Origin of the sequence: Acinetobacter sp. NIPH 542 (assembly GCF_000369825.1) — a bacterium.
Classification (GTDB): Bacteria; Pseudomonadota; Gammaproteobacteria; order Pseudomonadales; family Moraxellaceae; genus Acinetobacter; species Acinetobacter oleivorans.
In genome coordinates this window covers 1-24,978 of sequence record NZ_KB850205.1, presented here as the reverse complement: position 1 = coordinate 24,978, position 24,978 = coordinate 1, and the positions used below count along the sequence as shown (strand labels likewise).

The 24,978-nt window shown below is 39.0% G+C and carries 24 protein-coding genes and 1 pseudogene; 10 read left to right on the top strand and 15 right to left on the bottom strand.

Going from position 1 to position 24,978, the window contains the following annotated elements:
- Nucleotides 1-4: 4 nt before the first annotated feature.
- Nucleotides 5-529, bottom strand: coding sequence for an inorganic diphosphatase (gene ppa / locus F886_RS03465; protein ID WP_004795210.1), 525 nt, complete (start codon nt 527-529; stop codon nt 5-7).
- 127 nt (nt 530-656) lie between these two features.
- On the bottom strand, nt 657-1,055 hold the full coding sequence (locus tag F886_RS03460; RefSeq protein WP_004795212.1) for an MAPEG family protein: 399 nt from the start codon (nt 1,053-1,055) through the stop codon (nt 657-659).
- 106 nt (nt 1,056-1,161) lie between these two features.
- Between F886_RS03460 and F886_RS03455 the strand changes: the two genes are divergently transcribed.
- Entirely contained in the window at nt 1,162-1,551 is a 390-nt protein-coding gene (locus F886_RS03455) for a hypothetical protein (protein ID WP_005301519.1), read from the top strand.
- Nucleotides 1,552-1,592: 41 nt separating this feature from the next.
- On the opposite strand, the gene F886_RS03450 is transcribed toward F886_RS03455, so the two are convergent.
- The 6 genes from F886_RS03450 to F886_RS03425 all read right to left on the bottom strand — a co-directional run bounded on the left by F886_RS03450 (nt 1,593) and on the right by F886_RS03425 (nt 10,162).
- Nucleotides 1,593-3,272 carry a long-chain-fatty-acid--CoA ligase gene (locus F886_RS03450; RefSeq protein ID WP_004795215.1) on the bottom strand — a complete coding sequence of 560 codons (1,680 nt, stop codon included), beginning with the start codon at nt 3,270-3,272 and terminating at the stop codon, nt 1,593-1,595.
- A gap of 296 nt (nt 3,273-3,568) precedes the next feature.
- Complete coding sequence (gene parC / locus F886_RS03445) at nt 3,569-5,788, bottom strand: DNA topoisomerase IV subunit A (RefSeq protein WP_005301517.1); 2,220 nt, start codon at nt 5,786-5,788, stop codon at nt 3,569-3,571.
- Between the two features lie 152 nt (nt 5,789-5,940).
- The gene (locus F886_RS03440) at nt 5,941-7,260 is read right to left on the bottom strand and encodes a niacin transporter NiaP (RefSeq protein WP_005301502.1); all 1,320 of its coding nucleotides are present in this window, start codon (nt 7,258-7,260) and stop codon (nt 5,941-5,943) included.
- Nucleotides 7,261-7,339: 79 nt separating this feature from the next.
- Nucleotides 7,340-7,984, bottom strand: coding sequence for a trimeric intracellular cation channel family protein (locus F886_RS03435; RefSeq protein ID WP_004795225.1), 645 nt, complete (start codon nt 7,982-7,984; stop codon nt 7,340-7,342).
- A 45-nt stretch (nt 7,985-8,029) separates the two neighbouring features.
- Nucleotides 8,030-8,497 (bottom strand): YchJ family protein, encoded by a 468-nt coding sequence (locus F886_RS03430; protein WP_005301486.1) that lies wholly within the window; start codon nt 8,495-8,497, stop codon nt 8,030-8,032.
- A gap of 72 nt (nt 8,498-8,569) precedes the next feature.
- Nucleotides 8,570-10,162 carry a TerC family protein gene (locus F886_RS03425; protein ID WP_005301484.1) on the bottom strand — a complete coding sequence of 531 codons (1,593 nt, stop codon included), beginning with the start codon at nt 10,160-10,162 and terminating at the stop codon, nt 8,570-8,572.
- Between the two features lie 326 nt (nt 10,163-10,488).
- On the opposite strand from F886_RS03425, the gene F886_RS03420 reads away from it, so the two are divergent.
- The 4 genes from F886_RS03420 (at nt 10,489) to dinB (ending at nt 14,568) form a co-directional block, all read left to right on the top strand.
- Nucleotides 10,489-11,112 carry an LOG family protein gene (locus tag F886_RS03420; RefSeq protein WP_005301482.1) on the top strand — a complete coding sequence of 208 codons (624 nt, stop codon included), beginning with the start codon at nt 10,489-10,491 and terminating at the stop codon, nt 11,110-11,112.
- Between the two features lie 171 nt (nt 11,113-11,283).
- Nucleotides 11,284-12,675, top strand: a complete 1,392-nt coding sequence (gene mdtD / locus F886_RS03415; protein WP_005301481.1) for a multidrug transporter subunit MdtD — start codon at nt 11,284-11,286, stop codon at nt 12,673-12,675.
- A 77-nt stretch (nt 12,676-12,752) separates the two neighbouring features.
- Nucleotides 12,753-13,511 carry a glycoside hydrolase family 25 protein gene (locus tag F886_RS03410; RefSeq protein WP_005301480.1) on the top strand — a complete coding sequence of 253 codons (759 nt, stop codon included), beginning with the start codon at nt 12,753-12,755 and terminating at the stop codon, nt 13,509-13,511.
- Nucleotide 13,512: 1 nt separating this feature from the next.
- Nucleotides 13,513-14,568, top strand: a complete 1,056-nt coding sequence (gene dinB, locus F886_RS03405; protein ID WP_005301478.1) for a DNA polymerase IV — start codon at nt 13,513-13,515, stop codon at nt 14,566-14,568.
- A gap of 4 nt (nt 14,569-14,572) precedes the next feature.
- On the opposite strand, the pseudogene F886_RS19585 reads toward dinB, so the two are convergent.
- A pseudogene (locus F886_RS19585) lies at nt 14,573-14,689 on the bottom strand (hypothetical protein).
- Between the two features lie 193 nt (nt 14,690-14,882).
- Between F886_RS19585 and F886_RS03400 the strand changes: the two are divergent.
- Nucleotides 14,883-15,236 (top strand): RidA family protein, encoded by a 354-nt coding sequence (locus F886_RS03400; RefSeq protein ID WP_004795237.1) that lies wholly within the window; start codon nt 14,883-14,885, stop codon nt 15,234-15,236.
- A gap of 147 nt (nt 15,237-15,383) precedes the next feature.
- Here the strand turns inward: F886_RS03400 and F886_RS03395 are convergent, their stop codons facing one another.
- From F886_RS03395 to F886_RS03380, 4 genes are all read right to left on the bottom strand, one after another.
- A complete protein-coding gene (locus F886_RS03395; RefSeq protein ID WP_005301476.1) occupies nt 15,384-15,884 on the bottom strand; it encodes a DUF2726 domain-containing protein in 501 nt (166 codons plus the stop codon).
- A gap of 314 nt (nt 15,885-16,198) precedes the next feature.
- Nucleotides 16,199-18,580: a YgiQ family radical SAM protein gene (locus F886_RS03390; protein ID WP_005301474.1), complete on the bottom strand. Its 2,382-nt coding sequence runs from the start codon at nt 18,578-18,580 to the stop codon at nt 16,199-16,201.
- A 213-nt stretch (nt 18,581-18,793) separates the two neighbouring features.
- Nucleotides 18,794-20,053 (bottom strand): esterase-like activity of phytase family protein, encoded by a 1,260-nt coding sequence (locus tag F886_RS03385; protein ID WP_005301471.1) that lies wholly within the window; start codon nt 20,051-20,053, stop codon nt 18,794-18,796.
- A 150-nt stretch (nt 20,054-20,203) separates the two neighbouring features.
- The gene (locus tag F886_RS03380; RefSeq protein WP_005301469.1) at nt 20,204-20,608 is read right to left on the bottom strand and encodes a helix-turn-helix domain-containing protein; all 405 of its coding nucleotides are present in this window, start codon (nt 20,606-20,608) and stop codon (nt 20,204-20,206) included.
- A gap of 81 nt (nt 20,609-20,689) precedes the next feature.
- On the opposite strand from F886_RS03380, the gene F886_RS03375 reads away from it, so the two are divergent.
- The 4 genes from F886_RS03375 to F886_RS03360 all read left to right on the top strand — a co-directional run bounded on the left by F886_RS03375 (nt 20,690) and on the right by F886_RS03360 (nt 22,877).
- The gene (locus F886_RS03375; protein ID WP_005301465.1) at nt 20,690-21,175 is read left to right on the top strand and encodes a DUF2938 domain-containing protein; all 486 of its coding nucleotides are present in this window, start codon (nt 20,690-20,692) and stop codon (nt 21,173-21,175) included.
- Nucleotides 21,176-21,193: 18 nt separating this feature from the next.
- Entirely contained in the window at nt 21,194-21,760 is a 567-nt protein-coding gene (locus tag F886_RS03370) for a flavodoxin family protein (RefSeq protein ID WP_005301463.1), read from the top strand.
- A 4-nt stretch (nt 21,761-21,764) separates the two neighbouring features.
- Nucleotides 21,765-21,977, top strand: coding sequence for a DUF2798 domain-containing protein (locus F886_RS03365; protein WP_005301461.1), 213 nt, complete (start codon nt 21,765-21,767; stop codon nt 21,975-21,977).
- A gap of 291 nt (nt 21,978-22,268) precedes the next feature.
- Entirely contained in the window at nt 22,269-22,877 is a 609-nt protein-coding gene (locus F886_RS03360) for a lytic transglycosylase domain-containing protein (protein ID WP_081402083.1), read from the top strand.
- Nucleotides 22,878-22,929: 52 nt separating this feature from the next.
- On the opposite strand, the gene cysK is transcribed toward F886_RS03360, so the two are convergent.
- Together cysK and F886_RS03350 are read right to left on the bottom strand one after the other, a co-directional pair.
- Nucleotides 22,930-23,928, bottom strand: a complete 999-nt coding sequence (gene cysK, locus F886_RS03355; protein ID WP_005301457.1) for a cysteine synthase A — start codon at nt 23,926-23,928, stop codon at nt 22,930-22,932.
- Nucleotides 23,929-24,238: 310 nt separating this feature from the next.
- Nucleotides 24,239-24,781: a GNAT family N-acetyltransferase gene (locus F886_RS03350; protein WP_005301456.1), complete on the bottom strand. Its 543-nt coding sequence runs from the start codon at nt 24,779-24,781 to the stop codon at nt 24,239-24,241.
- Nucleotides 24,782-24,978 lie beyond the last annotated feature (197 nt).

Sequence of the window (24,978 nt, the reverse complement as noted above, 5' to 3'; positions counted from 1 at the left end):
AAGCTTATTTAGCAGCTTCAATTGCTTTTAATACTTCAGCTTTAGCAACGTCAGCACCTTCCCAACCACTGATTTTTACCCACTTACCTGGTTCTAAATCTTTATAGTGACTGAAGAAATGCTCAATTTGGCTAATCAATAATGGAGGAAGATCTGTATATTCCTTAACATCTTTATACAATGGAGACAATTTCTCGTGTGGAACAGCAATTAATTTCGCATCGATACCACCATCATCTTCCATTTTTAATTTGCCCACTGGACGGCAACGAATGACTGAACCAGCAGCAACAGGATGTGGAGTTACAACAAGTACGTCTAACGGGTCACCATCTTCAGACAAAGTATTTGGAACATAACCATAGTTCGCTGGGTAGAACATTGCTGTACCCATGAAACGGTCTACAAACAATGCATCAGAATCTTTGTCGATTTCATATTTAATTGGTGCTGCATTTGCAGGAATTTCAATGATGACATAGATGTCATTTGGGGCATCTTTACCTGCTGGGATATTGCTGTAACTCATATCAATACTCTTTCGTTATGAAGTCAGATGTAAAATCCACTCGATTATAGCGTGGATATCATCAAAATGATGCCGATTATACAATGCGCACACGCGAAAGTTGATATGAATGATGACAGAATGACACTCAAGTCAGTTTAATCGTGACGACTAATAAGAAGATTGGGCACAATATAGATAAGAACCAGACAATCGAACGTAAAGTTGCCCAGTTACTTAAATAACAGATCCCATAAATTACTCTTAAAATAATATATGCCCAACCTAATCTCAGAATAAAATATTCTGGAACGACCATATATTCAGCCATTAAAATAGCCGTTAAGAATAAAGGTAAGCTTTCAAAACTATTTTGTTGTACGGCATTTGCACGAGCAGCCAAACCAGTTGTTTTGGCAAAAAAAGCTCTTGGGTTTTGATTATCGGCAGGCTGAAAACCACCTGTAAACTTTGCAATTACGGTAAATGCGTATGGCAGCAAACATGCCACTAAAATAATATAGATAATGCCGCTGATGCCCTGCATAGTGCCATCCATCACTGAAAATACTGTTGATCATGCTATCATAACATTGCGTTTTTACCTGAAATTTTATGCAATCACTTGTCATTACTGATTAATAGGGCCATGTATGCAACAACCTGATCAAAAAGAATTGTTTGAAGTCTTGGATAAGCAAAAACAGAATCAACTTCAGATAGATCGCATATTAAAAATCGTACTTCCTATTATGGCTTTTTTACTTAGTGTGATTTGTGCAAACTTGAATTGGCAATCGACACTTGGCACCTTTGTTATTTTAACAATTACCTTTATTGCAGTCGGTATTAAACGACTTACTTTGTGGCATTGGCTCATTGTGATTACGATATATTGTTTAGCAGATAATTATTTGAGTTATGGTCAGCTTGATTTAACTCACCTACGCCTGCAACTCGGCACAATGCTTGTTTTTGTTGGGATGGTCGGAATTGGACGCCCTTATATAGACCGCTGGTTTATAAAAAGCCATAAAAACTAAAATAAAAAAAAGCGCCTTAAGGCGCTTTTTTTATTAACTGATTAGGCTGGTTTACGTAAGTCTTTACGTAAAATTTTGCCTACATTTGATTTTGGTAATTCATCCATAAACTCAACATAACGAGGGCGTTTATAGCCTGTTAAGTTTTCTTTAGCGAAGCTCAAAACTTCTTCAGTCGTTAAGCTTTGATCTTTTTTCACAATAAAGAGTTTTGGCACTTCACCTGATTTTTCATCTGGAACACCAATAGCTGCAACTTCCAATACTTTTGGATGTTTAGCAATAACTTCTTCGATTTCACTTGGGTAAACGTTAAAGCCAGAAACCAAAATCATATCCTTTTTACGGTCTACAATTTTTGTATATCCACGGCTATCCATCACACCGATGTCGCCAGTACGGAAGAAACCATCCGCTGTCATGACTTTAGCTGTCTCATCAGGACGATTCCAGTAACCCTTCATCACTTGAGGACCACGAATCGAGATTTCGCCTTGCTCACCTAAAGCAACTTCTTTACCGTCATCATCTAAAATAGCAACTTCAGTTAAAGGTAACGGAATACCAATAGTGCCGCTAAATTCAGTAGAAGCAGGTGGATTTGCAGTTGCTACCGGTGAAGTTTCTGACAAACCATAGCCTTCAATAATGGTTGTACCAGTAATTTTCTTCCACGCTTCTGCTGTAGAAGGTAAAACGGCCATACCACCGCCCATCGCCATTTTTAAATTGCTATGGTCAAGTTGTTTGAATTCTTCATTGTTCACTAAAGCATTAAACAATGTGTTTACTGCTGGGAAGAATGATGGTTGATATTTACGTAATTCGTTAATAACAGCTGGTAAATCACGAGGGTTCGGAATCAAGATATTTGCCTGACCTTTATACATACCGTACATCGCGCAAACCATGAACGCAAAAATATGATAAAGCGGTAATGCACAAACAATACGGTCGCCTTTAGCGCCATCATTTGCTCCAAATTTACTTTGGAAGATACCGTCACACTGAAGTAGGTTTGCTACAAGATTACGATGAGTAAGCTCTGCACCTTTTGAAACGCCTGTTGTACCACCAGTGTATTGAAGTACAGCCGTGTCACTTAAAGTTAAAGTCGGACGCTTATAATTACTCGCATTTTCTTTATTTAATGCTGAGTTAAATTTAACGTGTCCTGGAATATTCCAAGCTGGAATTTGTTTACGTACTTTACGTAATACAAAATTCACCAGAGTACCTTTGAGTGTACCGAGCATATCTCCGACTGATGCAACTACAACATGCTTTACTGGAGTTTTACCCAAAATGCTTTGGTAAACACTGGCAAAGTTTTCGATAATCACGAGTACTTCTGCACCTGAGTCATTTAATTGATGCTCAAGTTCACGCGCAGTATAAAGTGGGTTAACGTTTACTAACACTAAACCTGCACGTAACACAGCTAATGCAACTACAGGATACTGCAATACATTCGGCATCATCACTGCCACACGAGTTCCTTTTGCTAACCCCAAATTTTGCAAATAGGTCGCGAACTTACGACTTGCAAGTTCTAACTCATTAAATGACATCGCTTTATCCATAAAGATAAAGGCATCGCGAGAACCAAATTTTTGGAAATTACTCTCAAAAATATCAACAAGTGAGGTATTTTCCGCAGGCAATGCTACTGTTTCTGGAATCCCTGTTTTTTGGTATTCTGCAAACCAAATTTTTTCCATAATGCCATTATCTCCGATTCGTAATCCTTAGTAATAACTGTTATTCAATGCCCCAGCTATTCTTTAGCTTCTTGGTGCCAGAACATATTTAAAACTTATTGGCACATTCATGACACTTCGAACAAGATTATGAGACAGAAGTTTTGACAATTTAACCCTGCCAAATTTTTTGCATGGAGTACAAATTACGTACTCCAAATTGCTGTCCTTTTAATCGTTATTCAATACCAACAAGTTCAGTTCATTGCTTGAACATGTTGCCATATATAGCGTATTTATGTTGCCAGACGCTAGCTTTATCTCTGAATCAACAGTTTATTTGCTTTTTGATATCCACGTGGTAAGAGCTGACCTTTTGAAGCTCGTTTACCCATATATTTTTGTAGATCATCACCTTTTAATTTTAGATGTTGCTGACCTGCAACCACCTGAATTATTTCATCTAAGTTCAGGGTTGTCATGGATAAAATTTGCTCTTTCGCATCAAGTTGTATCAACTTATTACCTTTACCCTTATTTAGATTTGGTAGTTCTGCCAAATCAATAATCAAGAGTCGACCTGCTGAGCTGAGCACCGCTAAGTGCGTCATATTCTGAGCAGATATTAATGGTAAAGCTTTTGATTTTTCAGGAACAGACAAGAATGTCTTACCTGCCTTGGCATTGGTATCTAGCTGTTTGGTTTGAGTTTTAAACCCGTAACCTGATGTACTTGCAGCGATAAGTTCAGACTCTTCGTCTTCTAGATAAACCTGAATAAACGACACACCACTTGCAGGAGCAAGTTTAGAACTTAAAGGTTCGCCCAAACCTCTTGCTGATGGCAAACTGCTAATAGGCAAGGCATAACTACGCCCTGTCTCATCAAGGAAATAGATCCGTTGATTGGTTTTACCCACAGCGTGGCTTAAATATTGGTCACCCGCACGATAGTTTAAATTCTCTGCATCAACATCCGCACCTTTTGCAGCACGAATCCATCCCGCTTCAGATAAAACCACCGTTACCGCTTCAGCTGGCATTAAATCCTGTTCTTTAATCTGAACAGCTTCAGCACGCACCACGATTGGAGAACGGCGTTCGTCACCAAACTTTTTCGCGTCTTCTTTTAACTCACCAATAATCAGATTTTTTAAAGATTCCGGATTTTCTAATTGCTCACGAATAATGGCAGCTTTTGCAGCAAGCTCATCTTGTTCATGACGGATTTCCATCTCTTCAAGTTTTGCTAAATGACGCAACTTGAGTTCTAAAATTGCTTCTGCCTGTATCTCATCAATATTGAAATGTTCCATCAACACTGGTTTAGGCTGATCTTCTTCACGAATAATACGAATCACTGTATCAATATCAAGATAAGCAATTAAAAGACCTGCCAAAATATGCAGGCGTTTCTCAATTCGGTTTAAATGATATTCTAAACGGCGAGTTACCGTTTTTTTACGGATCTCAATCCATTCAAGCAAGATACGACGAATTGACTTAACTTGAGGACGACCATCCTCACCAATCATATTTAAATTAACACGGTAGCTCGACTCTAGATCGGTGGTTGCAAATAAGTGACTCATTACCGCTTCTGCATCAATACGGTTAGAGCGAAGTACAATCACTAATCGTGTTGGGTTTGCATGATCCGACTCGTCACGAATATCAACGACTAATGGTAGCTTTTTGGCCTGCATTTGGTCGGCAATTTGAGTAATCACCTTAGAGCCCGATACTTGATAAGGCAATTCAGTAATCACGATTTCATTTTTTTCGATGGTATAAACCGCTCGCATGCGGTAACTGCCACGACCAGTGGTCTGGATTTTGAGTAACTCTTCTGGCGGAGTAATAATTTCAGCTTTTGTTGGTAAATCTGGCGCTGGAATATATTCAGCCAATTTTTCATCTGAAGTTTGTGGGTTACGAATTAAGGCAATCGTTCCTTTAATCACTTCACGTAAATTATGCGGAGGAATATCGGTCGCCATACCAACGGCAATACCGGTTGTGCCGTTGAGTAGAATATTAGGAATACGCGCTGGCAACGTAATAGGTTCTTTTAATGAACCATCAAAGTTATCTTGCCAGTCAGTTGTGCCCTGACCTAACTCATTTAACAATAATTCACTGTAGGCAGAAAGTTTTGCTTCGGTATAACGCATCGCAGCAAATGACTTAGGATCATCTGGTGCCCCCCAGTTACCTTGTCCTTCAATTAAAGGATAACGATAACTAAATGGCTGAGCCATCAATACCATCGCTTCATAACATGCCGAGTCACCATGAGGATGATACTTACCGAGCACATCACCTACTGTACGTGCTGATTTTTTTGGCTTGCCGCTATTTTTTAAGCCTAGCTCGCTCATGGCATAGACAATACGGCGCTGTACAGGCTTTAAGCCATCACTGATATGCGGCAATGCACGGTCCATAATGACGTACATGGCATAATTCAAGTAAGCCTGTTCAGTAAATTCGGCTACAGAGCGGTTTTCTGTCGCTTGATGCGCAAGGCTGGTCATAGTCAGCTTATCTTCCAAATCAGTCGTTATTTTAAATGAGTCTTATGCTAAGTGGGCTATGTTACAGACACAAGAGGGAGTCTGTCACCTGAGCGTCAAATTATGTCTCATCTCTCTATATTTTTAGTTACTTGCTATAAAGTTAGGCAAAACTACAAGCCTATCGACTCTAGTCTTTTCCCTTGGGTTTCTTCACCTAATATTAAAATTACGGCTGCGACCAAAAGTAAAACAACGGTAAACATCATAAAAACATGGCTAAACCCATGCTTTGCAACCATCATATGGGTAACAACAATTGGCGCCAAAATTCCCCCTAAACGCCCCATTGCCGATGCCCAGCCCGAACCAAAAGCCCGAATATTGGCTGGATATTGTTCTGGCGTATAGGTATATAACACTCCCCATGCCCCTAAATTAAAGAACGACATGAGGCAGCCCCAAAACATAATGCTGTTTACGCTGTCGGCTTGTCCAAAGAAATATGCAGACAGTGCACAAAATCCGATAAATGAAGCAAGAGTAATTTTTCTACCCAGTCGCTCAACAAACCATGCCGCTGCTAAGTAACCTGGTAGCTGTGCCAAAATCATCAGCAAAACATATTCAAAAGATTTAACAATGTCATAGCCCTGTTTCACCAATAAACTTGGCAACCACGTAAAAATGCCGTAGTAGGAATACACAATTCCAAACCAGATGAGCCAAAGCATTAAACTACGACGTGCAAAAGGACCACTCCAAAGTTGTTTAAAAGAGACTTTTTGTTGTATGGCGACAGGCACAACTTCAATGTGATGAACAATTTGAACACCCGCCTGAGCTTCTAGTTTTTGTACTAAAGCATGCGCTTCTTCGATACGTCCACGGTTAATCAGGTACGGTATCGACTCGGGGAGTTTTTTCCAAATTACTAAAATATAAATTAGTGGTAGGCCGCCCATCAGAAATGCGATATGCCAGCCAAATTTAGGAATAATAAAATAAGAAATTAACGCCGCAACTAACCAGCCTAAACCCCAAAAACTTTCAAGTAATACAATAAAACGACCACGTACATGTGAGGGTATATACTCACTCACCAATGTCACCGCAACAGGTAGCTGCCCGCCAAGTCCAAGGCCAACAATAAAACGGAAAATCAATAACCATTTCAAATCAGGAGCAAATGCACATAAGGCAGTCGCAATACTATAAATTGCCATGGTCGTGGCAAATATTGTCTTACGACCAAAACGGTCTGCTAAAGCTCCCGAGCAAACTGCTCCAATAGCCATTCCTACAAAGCCAATACTGACAATCCAACCGCTTTCGGCTGGTGTTAATGCCCAGTCTTTAACAAGCGTTGTCATGATAAAAGCAATGATACCGGTGTCCATCGCATCAAACATCCAACCTAAACCAACCACCCACAATAATGTGTAGTGGAATTTGCCAATTGGAAGATTTTGTATACGTGAAACCAGATCCATAAGAAAACTCTACTGGAAAGAATAAGTGAGCAATACAATATTTAATTGTTATAGCATGCTCACATCGTATTCTGCATGATTAATGTTCATCGGTTGATGAAGCTGATTCTGCATCGTCATCTTTATAAATAAACTTAGGCATTTCTAAGCCGAAATAGATCGCAATCAAACGCAGAGTAAAACCGAAAATTAAGGTTGAAATAACAGTTAACTCTAAACTGAATCCCAAATCTAAGCATACCCAATAGCAAATGACCGCTACAAAAGAAATACTCGCATAAAGTTCGCGACGGAAAACGAACGGAACGTCGTTACATAAAATGTCACGCAAAATACCACCAGAAACGCCAGTTAACACCCCTGCTACTGCCGATACGACAAAACCATGCCCCATTTGTAAGGCAATCTGACAACCAATAATGGTAAACCCAATTAGACCTAAAGCATCGAGCACCAAAAAGATGTTATGTAAATGACGCATCCATTTGGCAATAATGATTGTGACAAATGCAGCACAACAAGTCAGAACAAGATATTCAGGATGTTTTACCCAAGTTAAAGGATAGTGACCAAGTAATACATCACGTACAGACCCACCACCTAAAGCAGTCACACAGGCAATCAGTACGACACCGAACCAGTCCATACTCCGTCGCCCAGCAGACAGTGCGCCTGTCATGGCTTCGGCAGTAATCGCAATAATATAAATAACGGTGAGTAACATTGCCCTTTCCCTCAGGCCAAACGGTGCGCGTATTTTAAGATAAAGTTATAGGAATTGTGCACAGCATTGTTTAAATTTTTTTCCAGAGCCACATATACAAGGCTGTTTCATGGTGACATGCATATCTACAGTGGGATCAAGAAAAAACCATTGTTGTTGCTGATATACAAAATGTGAAACCTCATGGTGCACCTGAGCTTTTTGTCCATCATGATAATGTGCCTTGAATTCAACTTGTGCATGGGTTTTATCGAGTTTTTCTTTAGCGTTAACGACGTCTAAACCCAACCATTGATTTTGTTTACTCCAATCTGCAATGGCATCTTTATCAAGTGCAGTTTGCTGGCCTAAAGCGGTTGTTTTCACAATATAATCAATTTGCTGTAATGCAAAAGCACTATAGCGCGAACGCATCAGCTGCTCTGCCGTCAGGGCTTTTGCTGTGCCTAAATGTAAAGGCTCACAACATTCTGCATAGCTGCCTTTTCCACATGGACAAGTGTGTTGAGTCATTCTGTGTTTCTCAAATAAAAAAATAGCTCAGAGTTGAGCTATTTTATGATGTTTCTAGACTTAAAATGTCATTTAATCTTTTGATTCATCTTGTTCGATAGAAACAATATGAACTTTCTCGATTTTATGACCTTCCATCGTAATCACTTCAAAGCGATAACCATCTGCTTCAACAGCTTCACCATTTTCTGGTAAACGACCTAAATGGAATAGCAAGTAACCTGACAAAGTTGAATACTGTTCACTCTCATCGACCAAATCACGGCCTAATAAAAGAGATACGTGACGAATGTCCGTTGAACCTTCAAGTATTAATGAACCATCTGCCAAGCTCTCAGCGGCTGCATCTAGCTCATCTTCATCAGGGAATTCACCCGCAATGGCTTCTAAAATATCAATTGGCGTTGCAATACCTTCAATTGAACCGTATTCATTTAAAACGATTGCCATTTGTAACGGTGCTTGACGTAATTGCTCCATCACCATAAGTACTTGAGCATTTTCATGCACAATGACAGGTTCACGTAAATGCTTTTGGAAATCGACCACACCTGTTTCAATAAAGCCATTTAGAACTTTATGAGTAAGTGCAATACCTTCAATATTATCAAGCTCACCACGTGCAACAATCAAACGGGAGTGTGTCATTGACATTAAACGTTCTTTTAAAACTTCCGGTTCGTCGTCTAAATCAATCCACTCAAGTTCAGGTCGTGGAGTCATAACAGACTTTACAGGACGCTCTGATAAACCCAGAACACCTTGCACAAGCACACTATGATAAGCACCATTTTCTTCGTCAAAAACTTCATCTGCAAAAGCTTGTGTAGCTAATACATCTTCTTTATCAGAAGATTGCGTATCTGAGCTAGAACCACTGCTTTTACTGCCTAACATACGTAACACGGCTGAGGCAGTGCGATAACGTAAGTCTGTAGTTGTAACCAGTTTTTCCTGATTGCGGCGCATGCTTTGGTTGATAATTTCCACCAAAACCGAGAAGCCAATTGCAGCGTATAAGTAACCCTTCGGAATATGGAAACCAAAACCTTCCACGACCAAAGAGAAACCAATCATCATCAAGAAACCAAGACACAGAATAACAACCGTTGGATGCTTATTCACAAAGTCCATAAGTGGTTTCGATGCCCACAACATGATTCCGACGGCAATTACAACTGCAACCATCATGATAGACAGTTCTTTCACCATACCTACAGCGGTAATCACACTATCTAACGAGAACACGGCATCAAGCACAACAATCTGAACAATGACCATCCAGAACGCAGCATGAACAGGATTGTCTTCTTTATGAAGTTGATTACCTTCCATGCGTTCATGCAATTCCATGGTGCCTTTAAAGAGCAAGAACACGCCACCGAACAACAAAATCAAATCACGGCCAGAGAATGGGTGATTAAAAATATGGAAGAGTGGTTCTGTCAGTGTCACGACCCAAGCAATCGAAGCTAAAAGTATTAGCCGCATTCCTAAGGCGAGTATTAAACCAATTATACGTGCTTTAGCTCGCTGCTCTGGCGGCAGTTTTTCGGCCAAAATAGCGATGAAAACGAGGTTATCGATCCCCAATACAATTTCAAGAACGATTAAAGTTGCTAAACCCACCCAAGCAGATGGATCAGACATCCATTCAAAGATCATCGATCCTGCTCCTGTGCTGATTGGATTTTATCTTTATTTGGCAACACAGCAGGCATGCCCATACAAAGGAGGGAAAATGTTTTTTTAGGACAAGAAATTAAAACGGAGCGACTACAACCACTACCCATATTTGTTCATATGTTGTTAAACGAATTTTTAGTATAGGCAAGATTTAACATAAATTCATCATTTTTATTTGTTCATGACAGGCATTCACCAAACCCATACAAAACATGAGTCTTTACTATAAAGCTGCTTATAAAGTTGTCATATTTTTTGCTTAGTGTAGACAAGAAATATGAACGTGATAAGGTGAAAATAAAACAATGAATAGCGTATTAACAATGGCAGTAAATGATTCACCAATAACAGCTGTAAAAACAAAACAACCTCTTATTGCATTATATTGTGGTTCACGTGCGGGAAATAACCCGATCTACCGAGAAAAGGCGATTGAACTCGCTCACGGAATTGCTGACCAAGGTTTCGGTTTAGTCTACGGTGGTGCCAGTATTGGTTTAATGGGACAAGTTGCTGAAAGCGTTCTCGCAAACGGCGGAGAAGCTGTCGGTGTCATTCCTGAATTTATGCTCGATTATGAAGTAGCCCATGCTGGCTTAACCGAATTACATATCGTAGAAACCATGCACGAGCGCAAAGCCATGATGGCAGAGCGTGCAAGTGCATTTATTGCATTACCCGGCGGTTTAGGAACATTCGAAGAAATATTGGAAATAGCCACTTGGGGCCAACTTAATCAACATCAAAAACCCATGATTTTGTATAACGTAAATGGCTTTTATAATCCATTGATTGCCCAACTAGACCATGCGGTTCAAGAAGGTTTTCTTCCCCTTCAGCACCGAGCTAAATTAATTGTATGTGATGATGTCGATCAAATTTATAACGTCATTAAAAATTTAAAAATGCCGAAAAGATTTGTTGTTTAGTTACCCACCTACTCTCCATAAAAAAGCGGTTCTGCCGCTTTTTTTGTTTTACCTATTTTCACCGCTACCTTCAAAAGCACTTAGATTTATTAAAGGGGTAATCAACATTGTCTTACTTTTTTTACTTTCAATTTGTTTTACACTAGACCAAAACGTTAACTTTCAAATGTTATGAATGCCACGCCGACTCACCAAGCCTTGCAACCTGAATATCGCTTACTCGTACTTTTGGTTTCCATTGGCTTTTTTATGCAGGCTTTGGACACAACAATTGTAAATACAGCTATTCCTGCCATGGCTCACCATTTAAATGAAGACCCTCTACGCATGCATAGCGTAGTGGTGGCCTATGTTTTATCAGTAGCTGCCTGCATTCCTTTAAGTGGATGGTTAGCAGACCGCTTTGGTGTTAGAAATATTTTCTTATCGGCAATCGTTATTTTTACTTTAGCCTCTTTAGGTTGTGGTCTTTCTCAGAGCCTCAATGAACTCTTATTTTTCCGAGTCATCCAAGGCGTAGGCGGGGCCTTACTACTTCCTGTTGGCAGACTATCACTTTTAAAGATTATTCCCCGAACTCAGTTTTTAGCTGCAATGAGCTTAATGAGTCTTGCAGGTTTACTCGGGCCTTTGGCGGGTCCAACTTTAGGTGGCTGGTTAGTTGAAGTTGCAACTTGGCACTGGATTTTCCTGATTAATATTCCCATGGGTATCTTAGGCATCTTAATGACATTAAAAGTCATGCCTAATTTAAAAGAACCTTCAGTCAAAACATTTGATTTAGGCGGCTTCATCTTATTAGTGGTGGCCATGATTGGATGGTCTTTGGGTATCGAACATTTAGCCTCACCTGAATATTCAAACTGGTTCAGCATTTCACTTTTAGTCGTCGGCATAATTGCAACACTTTGGTATGCCTATCACTCCCACACTCATCAAAATGCATTATTCCGCAGTCGACTCTTTAGAAACAAAATTTATGCGATTGGTATTTTAGGTAATTTCTTTGCTCGTTTTGGTGGTAATGCCTTACCTTTTGTTTTACCGCTCATGTTACAGGTGGCTTTTGGCTTTGAACCTTTCATTGCAGGTTTAATGATGATCCCTTTGGTCTTAGGCTCATTATTTTCAAAACCAATTGTCAGACCTATTATTCAAAAGATTGGCTATCGACGTTTTTTACTCATCAACACAACGCTGGTCGGGCTATGTATCGCCTCTTTCGCCATCATGACAGTTGACACTCCAACTTGGTTTAGAGCCTTACACTTTTTCTTATTTGGCACATTAAACTCACTGCAATTTGTGGGTATGAACACATTGACCTTAAAAGATCTGCCTCAACAAGATGCAAGCAGCGGTAATAGTTTCTTATCGATGATCATGATGCTATCAATGAGTATTGGCGTAGCACTCGCGGGCACGCTCATTAATATCTTTACTGATTATTATGGAGCTAACCATGTGACCACTGCATTCCATGTCACTCTCATTTGCCTCGGGTGCATCAATGTCATTACAGCGCTTATTTTCTGGCAAATTCCAAAAAATACCCCCGTATAAGCCGTTGCATTTTTAGCATGGTTTCTCCCGCTTGAATCACGTTATGATGTCGGCTTCAAATCTTTAATGAGTTTTGCATGACCAAACTGGCTAAAACCTTTTTCACAGCACGGTACAATACCTTTATCGGAATTGGCTTGGGATGTGTTATGGGAGTTCTGGCTTATTTTGGTCTGTTCTATCAGCAAAAAGCCGTTGCACAAGATTATCCAGTTCAAGGGTTCGATGTCTCTCACCATCAAGGTGATATTAACTGGAAAAAAATATCACCGGAAAAATTCCAATTCGTTTATTTGAAAGCGACTGAAGGTGGTGATTACAAAGATTCAAAATTTCAAGAAAACTGGCTCAAAGCTCGTGAACATGGGCTTCATGTAGGGGCTTATCACTTTTATCGTCTATGTCGTGATGGAAAGACACAAGCAGATAACTTTATTGCGACTGTGCCTAAAAAATCAGATGCGCTTCCACCCGTCATTGATCTGGAATATGACGGTAATTGTATTAATTCACATACCAAAGAACAATTACTTAAAGAAATAGGCATCATGCATGATCGCCTAAAACAGCATTATGGCAAACAGCCTATATTTTATATTTCTAAAACTTTTTATCACATTGTGTTAATCGGTAGTTTTCCTAATACACCTCTTTGGGTTCGTGATTATGAAGGTAAACCTGAACTTAAAGACAAGAGAAAATGGCTCTTCTGGCAGCATAGTAATCAGGGTAAAATTGAAGGGATAATAAAACCCGTAGACTTAAATGTTTATGAGGGTTCAGTCAAAGAATGGCACCAATTCTTACAGCAGCAAGGCATCGTGAAAGCACAATAATATGCGCAAAATCATTCATATCGATATGGATGCCTTTTATGCATCAGTCGAATTGCGAGAGCGTCCTGATCTAAAGCATCTCCCCGTGGTTATTTCTTCGCATCATCCGCGCGCTGTCATTGCTGCTGCATCCTATCCTGCCCGTGAATTTGGTTTGCGTTCAGCCATGTCGATGAGTCAGGCAAGAAAACTATGCCCTCAAGTCGTTATTATTGAGCCAAATTTTGAAAAATACCGCACAGTCTCTGCTCAAATTCACTCTATTTTTCAGCAATATACTCTGCTTATTGAACCTTTATCGCTCGATGAAGCCTATTTGGATGTCACTGAAAACCTAAAACAGATTGCGAGCGCAACCGAGGTTGCGATGCATATTCGAGAAGATATTTTTAGGTTAACTGGACTGACTGCATCAGCAGGTGTAGCCCCCAATAAATTTTTGGCAAAAATTGCTTCGGATTGGAACAAACCTAATGGTTTATGTGTAATCAAACCTTCGCAAGTCGCTAGTTTTATTCAAGACCTGCCACTTAAAAAGATTCCTGGGGTCGGCAAAGTCACTCAGGAAAAATTACAGCAACTTCAATTACATACTTTGGGCGATTTACAGAAAATTGAAGAGGCTGTTTTAGTTCACCACTTTGGTAAATATGGACAGCAGCTCTACTTATATGCACAAGGAATTGATCATAGACCTGTTCAGGCTGAAAGAGTGCGTCAACAAATTTCGAAAGAGACCACTTTCGATAGTGACTTTACTTTGGTTCAATGTCAGCCCTATTGGCAGGGACTGGCCGAGAAAGTCTGGCAAAGCTTAGAAAAAAAACAACTCAATGCACGTGGTGTAAATATTAAGCTTAAACTCAAGAATTTTCAGACTTTACAACATAGTAAGAGCTTTAAAAGACCGATCCAGTCGCTACAGGACTTAATCCAAGTTTTATTTTTATTATTAAATGAAATGCAGATTCCTGAACATTTTCAGTTTCGCTTAATTGGTATAGGAGTTTATCAATTACAGACCCAAGCGGATGACTTCCAACTTAACCTTTGGTGATTGATTAATTTTCACTCAAAAGAGCAACTTTTAAACAAAATAGACTCCCTTTTACTAAGACTTTAGAGTAACCTAATCAACGCATATTCATTACCCATGTATTTGCAACATGCCAAAGCAACCTTTACTTTCGGCATATCGTCCTGTGATTGGCGTGACGACCAAATCCGAATATTACAGGGCTCTTCTGATACATGGCTTAGATATCCCTTCATCACAATAATCTACTGAAATTCCTTTCTACTTGCTTGCACCAACCCAGTAACTCTTCATAAAATCAAAACTATTAAATAAAGCCACTCTAGAGCATTTTTATGACGGTAAAGCGTTTACACGTGACTTCACGCTACTGTGAAGTTGCGATTTCAGGTAATTTGGTACATTTAGCTGGCCAACTCGCAGACGATACAAGCGTCGATGTTACAGCACAGACTCAACAAACTTTAGATAATATTGACCGTCTATTGGCAGAAGCTGGAACAGATAAAACCCATATTCTTTCTGTTATGATTTTTCTAAAAGATATCGACAAAGATTATGCAGCAATGAATGCTGTTTGGGATGCATGGATTAGTGAAGGACATCCACCAGCACGGACGTGTGTCGAATCTAAACTTTATGCACCAGACGTGCTTGTAGAAATGACGGTTGTTGCAGTACTTCCCTAATTTTTATAAATATAAAGTGACACTAAATTGAGCAATATCCCTAGTTATATTGCTCAATTTTTTAGCAGTTTTAACATTTTTAATGTCAGCATGTTATTAAGATCTTCTTTAATGAGTTCTTTAATCAATTGCTATAATCTCTAACTTTTAAGACTTCACAAACGCATTTGACATTCGTTCTAGTTGCGGCGTTGCATGTAAAATTGCCATCTCTGTTTCTGGAGTCAATAAGTCCCTTCTTAGATCGTGATAATCAGGCACCTCACTGTAATGCAGTACACGATAGCCAGCCAATTGTAATAGACGACGTTCATATTGTTGATGCGCACGACGTAAACCATTTTCGCCAAGAACCACAATGACAACAACCTGATAATTTTGATCAAGTACAACAAAATCAGCTGCCATATTTTGATATTTTCGACGTGTATGCGCATATTTTGTAGTTAATAATGCATCAAAGGATACATGTGCCAACACGGTAAATTTAGGTAAAACTGTTTGTAGTCTGGTTAATGTCATTTGCTCATGACTAGTTAATACTGCACGGCGCTTCAAGGCACTATCATGTTGATGCCTTCGCGAAAGACTTTTCACTGCCATTACAACAGCAAGAAATAATAATAAAATCGTAATTAAATAGTACATGGGTCCAATCCTTTAGGTTTTTTATAATGATTTTGCTAGATCACACTTTGTTTTAATTGATAACGACACAGCCGTTTTTTAAAAGGTTCACTTAGTAATTTCACTTGTAGTTATCAAGCTTGGCTTAAATTTAGCCACCCTCACATTATTTATAATCATAGAATCTACAACAATCAAGTGCAGCTCGTCAGATTTTTGCTATTTATCATTATTCGTTACGTTTTTTGTACTTTTAATCTTCAAAAATCTCACTATACGATTTAAATAGACACTTTAAAAACAAAACAGGCTCTATTTAAGAGCCTGTTTTATCACTATCCACGAACCTTGTTTTTAGGTTTACTTTTTCCACCAAATGGTCTTTTCTCACCTGTTTCACGAGGAGGTAAACCAGTGTGTTGGGTTAGAACCTGTCCTTTTTGTGGACGTTTTTGCCCTGCTGCTGAACGAGACTGCCCCTGACCACGTTTTGCTGAATCGCCCGCTACAGAAGAGTTCTTCTTACGTGCCGACTTATATTCACCTTCAGCAGTACCTTGTGGCTGATAGGTCGGGATCAAGTGCTGCTTTGAATTACCAATTAAGTCTGCACGGCCCATTTCTTTTAAAGCTTCACGAAGCAATGGCCAGTTGTTTGGATCATGGTAACGTAAGAATGCTTTATGCAGACGACGGCGTTTCTCGCCTTTTACAATATCAACTTTTTCAGTATAGCGAGCGACTTTAGCAAGCGGGTTTTTGCCCGAATAATACATGGTCGTTGCAGTTGCCATTGGCGATGGATAGAACGTCTGTACCTGATCGGCACGGAAACCATTCTTTTTCAACCAAATTGCAAGGTGCATCATGTCATAATCTGAAGTACCCGGATGTGCAGCAATAAAGTAAGGAATTAAATATTGCTCTTTTCCTGCTTCTTTACTAAAACGGTCAAACATTTGTTTGAAACGATCATACGTACCAATACCCGGCTTCATCATCTTAGATAAAGGACCATTTTCGGTATGTTCAGGAGCAATTTTTAAATAACCGCCAACGTGGTGCTGTACCAGCTCTTTTACATATTCAGGGTTGAGTACGGCAAGGTCATAACGTAAACCAGAACCAATCAGAATCTTCTTCACACCTTTAATGGCACGTGCTTTACGATAAAGCTGCACTAAAGGTGCATGATCGGTATGCAAGTTTTGACAAACGCCCGGGTATACACAAGAAGGTTTACGACAGTTCTTCTCAATTTCTGGGTCTTTACAGTGCAAACGGTACATGTTTGCCGTTGGACCACCTAAATCTGAAATAATGCCGGTGAAGTTTGGCGCTGTATCACGGATTTTTTCAATCTCACGTAAGATCGAATCTTCCGAACGGTTTTGAATAATACGTCCTTCATGCTCTGTAATCGAACAGAATGTACAGCCACCAAAACAGCCACGCATAATGTTGACCGAGAATTTGATCATATCAAATGCAGGGAAACGAGCATCGCCATAACTAGGATGTGGCAAACGTGCATATGGAAGATCAAACACGTAGTCCATTTCCTCAGTAGTTAGAGGAATTGGTGGAGGATTGATCCAGACATCACGTTCACCATGGCGTTGAACCAAAGCACGGGCATTACCCGGATTAGTTTCAAGGTGCAAAATACGGTTTGCATGTGCGTAAAGCACGTGATCATTTGACACTTCTTCAAAAGAAGGTAAACGAATTACCGCTAATTCGCGTGGAGGCAACTTATGTTTAATTGCTTTTGATGGTGCTGGTTTTAATTGAACGATTTGAGTGTCGTCATCGAGTTTGTCGCCTTCACGCACAATCGGATTTGCAACAAACTCTTTCTGGAAATCTTGATACTGAGCTAATGAGTTACCTTTTTCTTTTTCAACCTCACAGCCATCAATATCTTCAGTCATGACATATGGGTTAATAATTGGATCAACACGCCCAATCGTATCTACATCATTACTCGCAACTTCAACAAACTTTGCTTTTGATGCTTTGTTATGTTTATTAATAATAAATGCTGTACCACGAACATCAGTAATCTCATGGATTTTTTCACCTTTAGCCAAACGATGCATCACATCAATAATGGCACGCTCACCATTACCATACATGAGTAAATCAGCTTTTGAATCCATCAAAATCGAACGACGAACTTTATCTGACCAATAATCGTAGTGCGCAATACGACGTAAACTACCTTCAATACCACCTAATAACACAGGTACATCTGGGAATGCTTCACGACAACGTTGGCAATATACAGTCGCAGCACGATCAGGACGTTTATTTGGTTCATTGTTTGGAGAATAAGCATCATCAGAACGGATTTTACGATCTGCCGTATAACGGTTAATCATCGAATCCATATTACCTGCGGTTACACCCCAAGCAATCGTTGGTTTACCTAAAACTCGGAAGCTTTCAACATTGGTCCAGTCTGGCTGCGCAATAATTCCGACACGGAAACCTTGTGCTTCAAGCACACGCCCAATCACACCCGATACAAATGATGGATGGTCAATATAAGCATCGCCACAGACTAAAATAAAGTCACATGCATCCCAGCCGAGTTGGTCCATTTCTTCTCGTGACATCGGCAAAAATGGTGCGGGTTCAAAACACGACGCCCAATATTTGTCGTAATCAAACAGCGCTTTAGGCGCAGTCTGCATGGTGTAGGCAGTAGACATGGCTTGCGAATCTCGGCTAGCAGATGGAGGAGAGACATCTAAAGATGAAAGCCGATCATTTTAACATGAATTCCATTCATTTTCCCTGTTTATAAAACATGCGAAAACAATAATATAGAAATTAATTTGATTAAACTTTACTCAATATTTTATTCTTGGAATAAATACGGCGGAACAAAATCCGCCGCAGTTTTAATTTTTTATTTATAAAGCTTAGAACAAAGCTTTTGGCAAACGAATCTGAATAATCTCATTATCATCAGCTAGTTTTGCATTACGTCCTGTTGAACCAGGGAAATTATTGTCATTTAGTACCGTGAGCGTTGTGCCATTTTCAATAATCACATCTTCAATAGTTTCAAACGGGAAAGCAAAAACCTGTCCCGTCCCTATATCGCCTGCTCTAGCTGTGCCATACAGCATATTCGGGTTAGCAATTTTAATTAAATCGACTAAATCTTCACGGCTTACTAGCTGACCTGACTCATTCAATTTAATACGGATTAATTTTTTATATCCGCCTAAATTATTCTGAGTCGCATCACGCTCAATAATAATGCCTTCTTTATCATTAAAGAGTTGGAAGTCACCAATATTGGTTGCCTTACTGTCTAATTGGAACCAATAATATTTCCCTGTATACGCTTTTTTCTTAATGTCGAATTGAGAGATCAGCAACTGTCTTTCCGTTTCCCGAATTGATTTAATTGGCTTTTCTATAAGCGGGTAAAGATACTGCCCATCTGGTGAAATTGCCATTCCTTCAAAACCACCACTTTGCTGAACCAGAGGCTCCACAAAATTAATTTGTGCTTTATTAAACTGATTTTGTGGTGAACGTAATTCTTGGGTCGGGTTTAACGGATTTGGTAGAGCAATCGGTGCATCTAATAACACGCCCTCTGCTGAAAAATGAAGTAAATAAGGTCCAAACTCATCCCCAATCCAGTAAGTACCATCGCTAGTACGTTGCATTGACTCTGGGTCAAAATCAGCACCCGTTAATAAACGCTCAGGCGTATTACCGTTCACGATATTAAAAGGAATTAACTTATTTGGATCACGCAATTGAATAAAGCTTTGTACGGTAACTTGCCCTGTACCTTTGGTTTTAGTTTTGAAATCAGGCTTTAATTTATAAATACGAAGTAGAAAGTCTGCTGAATTATCTTGAGTCCCAAAACCATTATCAGCCATTGCCATATAACTGCCATCTTCATTTTTTAATGCAGCAGAAAAGCCTTGTACAGGCTGACCTTTAAATGGAGGATAAATTCCATTTGCACCTTTCACATATGCCCCAGAGTCTGGGCCAGCCGCATAAGTTTCTACAGGTAATTTGGCAAAAGAAATTAAGGTCGGTTCAGTAACTTTTTCAGTAGGTGAAGCTTGTTCTTGATCGTTATCATCATTACATGCCGTCAATCCTAAACTGGCACAGCATAATAATGCCACTAATGTTTTTTTGCTCATAGTTTTATACAGTTGGTAAAAAATTAAGCAAATTTAATCAAGCTTATATGAAGTTTTTACTTCAAAAAGATGAAATCTTTATGGCGAAAATATGACAGGACTAACTATTTAATAGAACCTTAAAAATTCAACCTCTTCGCTAAAAACTGATTAAAGTTTTGTTGGCTGATATTCTCCAGCAATTGCTGCTTTTAAAAATTTTTGGAAAGTTGGACATTCCATATGATTTTCAGCAGGACATACAGCAGCATGTTCTAATCCTTGACTAATAAAATGTAATCGCTTTGCCATGTGCTCTAGCTGTTCAGCTTTATCTTTTAGTTTTTGCCGATCAAGCTCTGGCTTACCATCTTGTCCAAACATTGTAGCAATCTCATTTAAAGAAAAACCTGCGGCACGACCTAAAGCAATGAGTGCCAATTGATCAAGCACTTGTTTCCCATACTGCCGACGTAAACCTTGCCGCCCTATCGATTTAATTAATCCTTTCTCTTCATAAAAACGTAGTGTAGCGGTTGTGACTTTTGCCTCTTTAGCGACTTCACCAATATCCATAACAACCTCTTGACTTCAAGTGAACTTTAACTTGCACAATAAATTTATCACGTTTCAGACGTATAAAAGCAAGGTTTCAAAATGAATCTCTCCACAACATTCTTTCAGGCTTTATACCTTGGTATTGGCGCAACAATTATTATGGATATCTGGCTGTTAATATTAAAGATATTCAAAATTCCGACCTTAAATTTCTCCTTTCTCGGACGCTGGGTGGGCTGGATATTTCAAGGGAAACTCATCCATCAATCAATTGCAAAAAGCCCTCAAATTAAGGGTGAATATTTGTTTGGCTGGATTGCTCATTATAGTGTGGGGATTATCTTCGCATTGAGTTTTCTTTTCATTATCGGCTCAACTTGGCTTAGCCATCCTCAGTTTTATTCAGCACTTCTGTTTGGTGTAGTCACCGTTCTCATTCCTTTTTTTATTATGCAACCTGCGATGGGTAGTGGCTTTGCTTCGTCAAAAACCCCGCATCCTTTTCTGAACTGTCTAAAAAGTTTGATGAACCATAGTGTTTTTGGTTGTGGCTTATATCTCACTGCAAAACTATTTCAACTTTAAATAAAGAGGAAACTACCCATGAAAACCGTTGCCATTATTTACTATAGTCGCCAAGGCCACACCCAATTTATTGCTCAACAAATTCAAACTGGTATTTTGAGCCATAAAGATATTAAAGTAGATTTACTCAATGCTGAACATCTTGTCGAAAACCCAGAAATCCTAATTCAATATGACGGCTTAATTTGGGGATCCCCTACTTATTTAGGGGGTGTATCTTCCAAGTTAAAACAACTCATGGATGCAACGGGTCCATTATGGAAAAAGCAGAGCTTTAAAGGAAAACTAGCGGCTGGCTTTACCGTATCTTCCCTTCCCGCAGGTGACAAACAATCGACACTAATTTCAATTTTTACTTTTTGCATGCAACACGGCATGTTATGGATCGGCAACCCGATTATGCCAGAACAACACCAAGGTATTCCTTATACTCAAGCAGCCAATCGTCTAGGCTCATGGTCAGGCTTAATGGCTCAGGCTGAACATGGCAGTAATGCCGATAGGTTTGATGAAGGAGATATTAAAACTGCTCAACAATTTGGAGAAAATTTTGCATTGACCTTAAATGCTTATCAAGGAATATAAGACCATGAAAGTACAGAAACTTTTATTCCTCTTAATTTTATCTGGAATGATGTCTTTTATAGTTTCAGGTATTTCAACTTTTAAAGTAGTGGGACTAAATCATCATTTGCTTTCATTGTGGGTATCGGCTTGGATTATTGCATGGATATTGGCTTTTCCAAGTGTATTGATCTGTGCGCCTATAGCCCAGAAACTTGTCGACATCGTATTTAAGTAAGTTGATCTGTAAGTTAAAACGTACAAAACTTGCGGTGAATTGCGGATATTCATCTTTAGTATTTTTTCATAATATATGAAGCATAGAGAGACAGGATGTCTCATTGAAGAAGAATAAGAACGCAGGAAGCGGTAGTTGACAGGAGTTAGCTACATAAGCTGAATACGAAAGAACCTCGACAGGATGTCGGGGTTCTTTCATTTTAATTATACAAAATTCTCACTATTTGCTTGTGCTGAGCAACAGAACTTATATTGATCGATTAGTTGCAGCTGAATACCATGATTTCATTTGAAATTTGATTATCGGTTTTGTATTTTGCTTACCTCATCTTTATCTAACAATTATTTTAAACCGACTCAAATAAACATTTTGAGTCTCAAATTTTTCATAATTGCTTTAATGACAATAATGACTGGGTGTACAAGCTTAGGCCCGAATAGTGGTTCATTTTCATGGCGTTCAAATACGCTCTCGTCTGGTCTACAAAAAGCTTATTCTGTTCCACAAAGCACAGCAAATCGGTTATCTCCAATAATTATTCAAAGTGCTGACCAATATAATGTGCCGCCTCTTTTACTTGCCGCAGTCATAAGACAAGAGTCTAACTACAATAGTAATGCCCTCTCGCCTACGGGTGCAGTCGGTTTAACTCAAATTATTCCCAGCTATTGGCAACAAACTTGTGCTGGTAATTTGTATGATGAATCTACAAATATTCAATGTGGTGCTTATATCTTAAATCACTATTATCAGTCAGCGGATAGTTGGTTCAAAGCAACTGCTTATTATAATGTGGGACCAACTGGATATGAGCGAAGCTTCTGGACACGGCACAAAGCTAAAAAATATGCTCGATCTGTTAAACATCATCAAAAAGCTTTAAAAAGTGTCCTATAAATAAGCTTAAATAAAAGCCCATCAATAGATGGGCTTTTTTATACAGTTAATTTTATTCGTCAAATAAACCGTCAAACAGAACAGAAGATAAATAACGCTCCCCACTATCTGGCAGAATAACAACAATAGTTTTACCAGCACTTTCAGGGCGTTCTGCAATTTTTGCCGCCGCAGCCAAAGCTGCGCCACTTGAAATACCCACTAAAATACCTTCTTGGGTTGCACAGTTTCTTGCCCACTGAATTGCTTCTTCGCTAGTCACTGGTAAAACTTCATCAACAAGATCTAAATCAAGATTCTTTGGAATAAAGTTCGCACCAATCCCCTGAATTTTATGAGGTGCAGGTGTAATGTTCTCTCCATTTTTGGTCTGAGTAATAATTGGAGACTCAGCAGGCTCAACGGCTACAGAATACAAAGGTTTATTTTGAACGTGTTCGAAATAACGAGAAATACCGGTAATTGTGCCACCAGTACCTACGCCAGCAACTAAAATATCAACTTGTCCATCTGTTGCTTGCCAAATTTCAGGACCAGTTGTTTCTACATGTATTTGTGGATTCGCTGGATTTTCAAATTGCTGAGGTAAGAAATAAACATCTGGCTGTTCAGCTGCTAATCGTATAGCTTCATCAACTGCACCTTTCATTCCTTTCGCTGGTTCAGTTAAAACTAAATTGGCACCGAGTGCTTTTAATACTTTTCTACGCTCAAGACTCATACTTGCAGGCATAGTTAAAGTAATTGGATAACCCTTAGCAGCCGCAACAAAAGCCAATGCAATCCCTGTATTACCACTGGTTGGTTCAATAATATGCATACCTTCTTTTAACACACCACGCTTTTCTGCATCGGCAATTAGTGCCGCTCCGATACGACATTTCACAGAAAATGCAGGGTTACGGCTTTCCACTTTTACTAATACGGTTGCACCAGTTTTAATCAAACGATTAATGCGAACTAAAGGAGTATTACCAATAGCTTCTGCATTATTTGAATAAACTGCTATTCCTAAATTATTGGGTGTTGGAAATTGCTGATCAGTAGACATGTTATATCCTTATTAGATTTGGAATGATTCTGAATCATTATAAGCTTCTATAATAAACAGGAAAGTAGAAAAGCTAAGTAATGCCTGAATTCTCAAGTGAACAATATCTCTTGGCATAGATTTCTTTTTAATAAACAAAAATTAATAATTATTTTAAAAATCAAAATATTAGATTAAATAAGTCTATTTCCCATCTATATCTTACATTAGAAAAAATAGAACTTCTGGCTAATATCTTACATTCTTAAGACTACGCTAATCTTCTAGTTACAGACTAAAGCTAATGTTTTCCAAAATTTTATATAGCGAGTTACCAAAGCTCACCCTCTCTCCAATCGGCACAAATAGTATCGTCTTCTAAATTATGGGTTAGCCGCTCTTTCAGCTGAGCGCTCAATGGAAATAGCATAATTTGATAATCATCTGTTAGATAAGTGGAAGTATCTTGCTTGATGTATAAATCCCCCCACCACGAAATCCAATCTAATTTTTTATAGAATGTCTCATCTTCAGGCTGTAATGCCGCGAGTTCATAGCCTAAAGTAGTTAAAGCATCAGTTAAATATTTTAATAATTTAGATGCGAGTCCTTTTCCACGCATTTTGACAGCAGTAGTCACATATTCTATATAAGCAGTTTTTACAGTAATACCATCTTTTAAGATGAAAGTTCGATCTGTCCATAAAGCATGTGACACAATATTACCATCCAATATGCCTATTATATGCATAGCGGTTTGCATGAAGGTATATTGACTCCAAGGATCTTCATCAAAAGCAGCAAAACACAGCTCAGCAATTTGTTGCTGTTGTTTCTTATTTAGGTCATGAGCCGCGATGATTTTAAACTGCATAGGCAGAAACTCTATTTTAATTGTTTAAATAATAAGCAAAGATCGAAATAATATGAAGTTTTTTAGTTAAAACCCCTCAATATTTATTACCCGCATGCAAAACAACACCCCGGTTTCTTTCGAGACCGGGGTGTTAGAATAATGAGCTGGCGATGACTTACTCTCACATGGGAAACCCCACACTACCATCAGCGCTA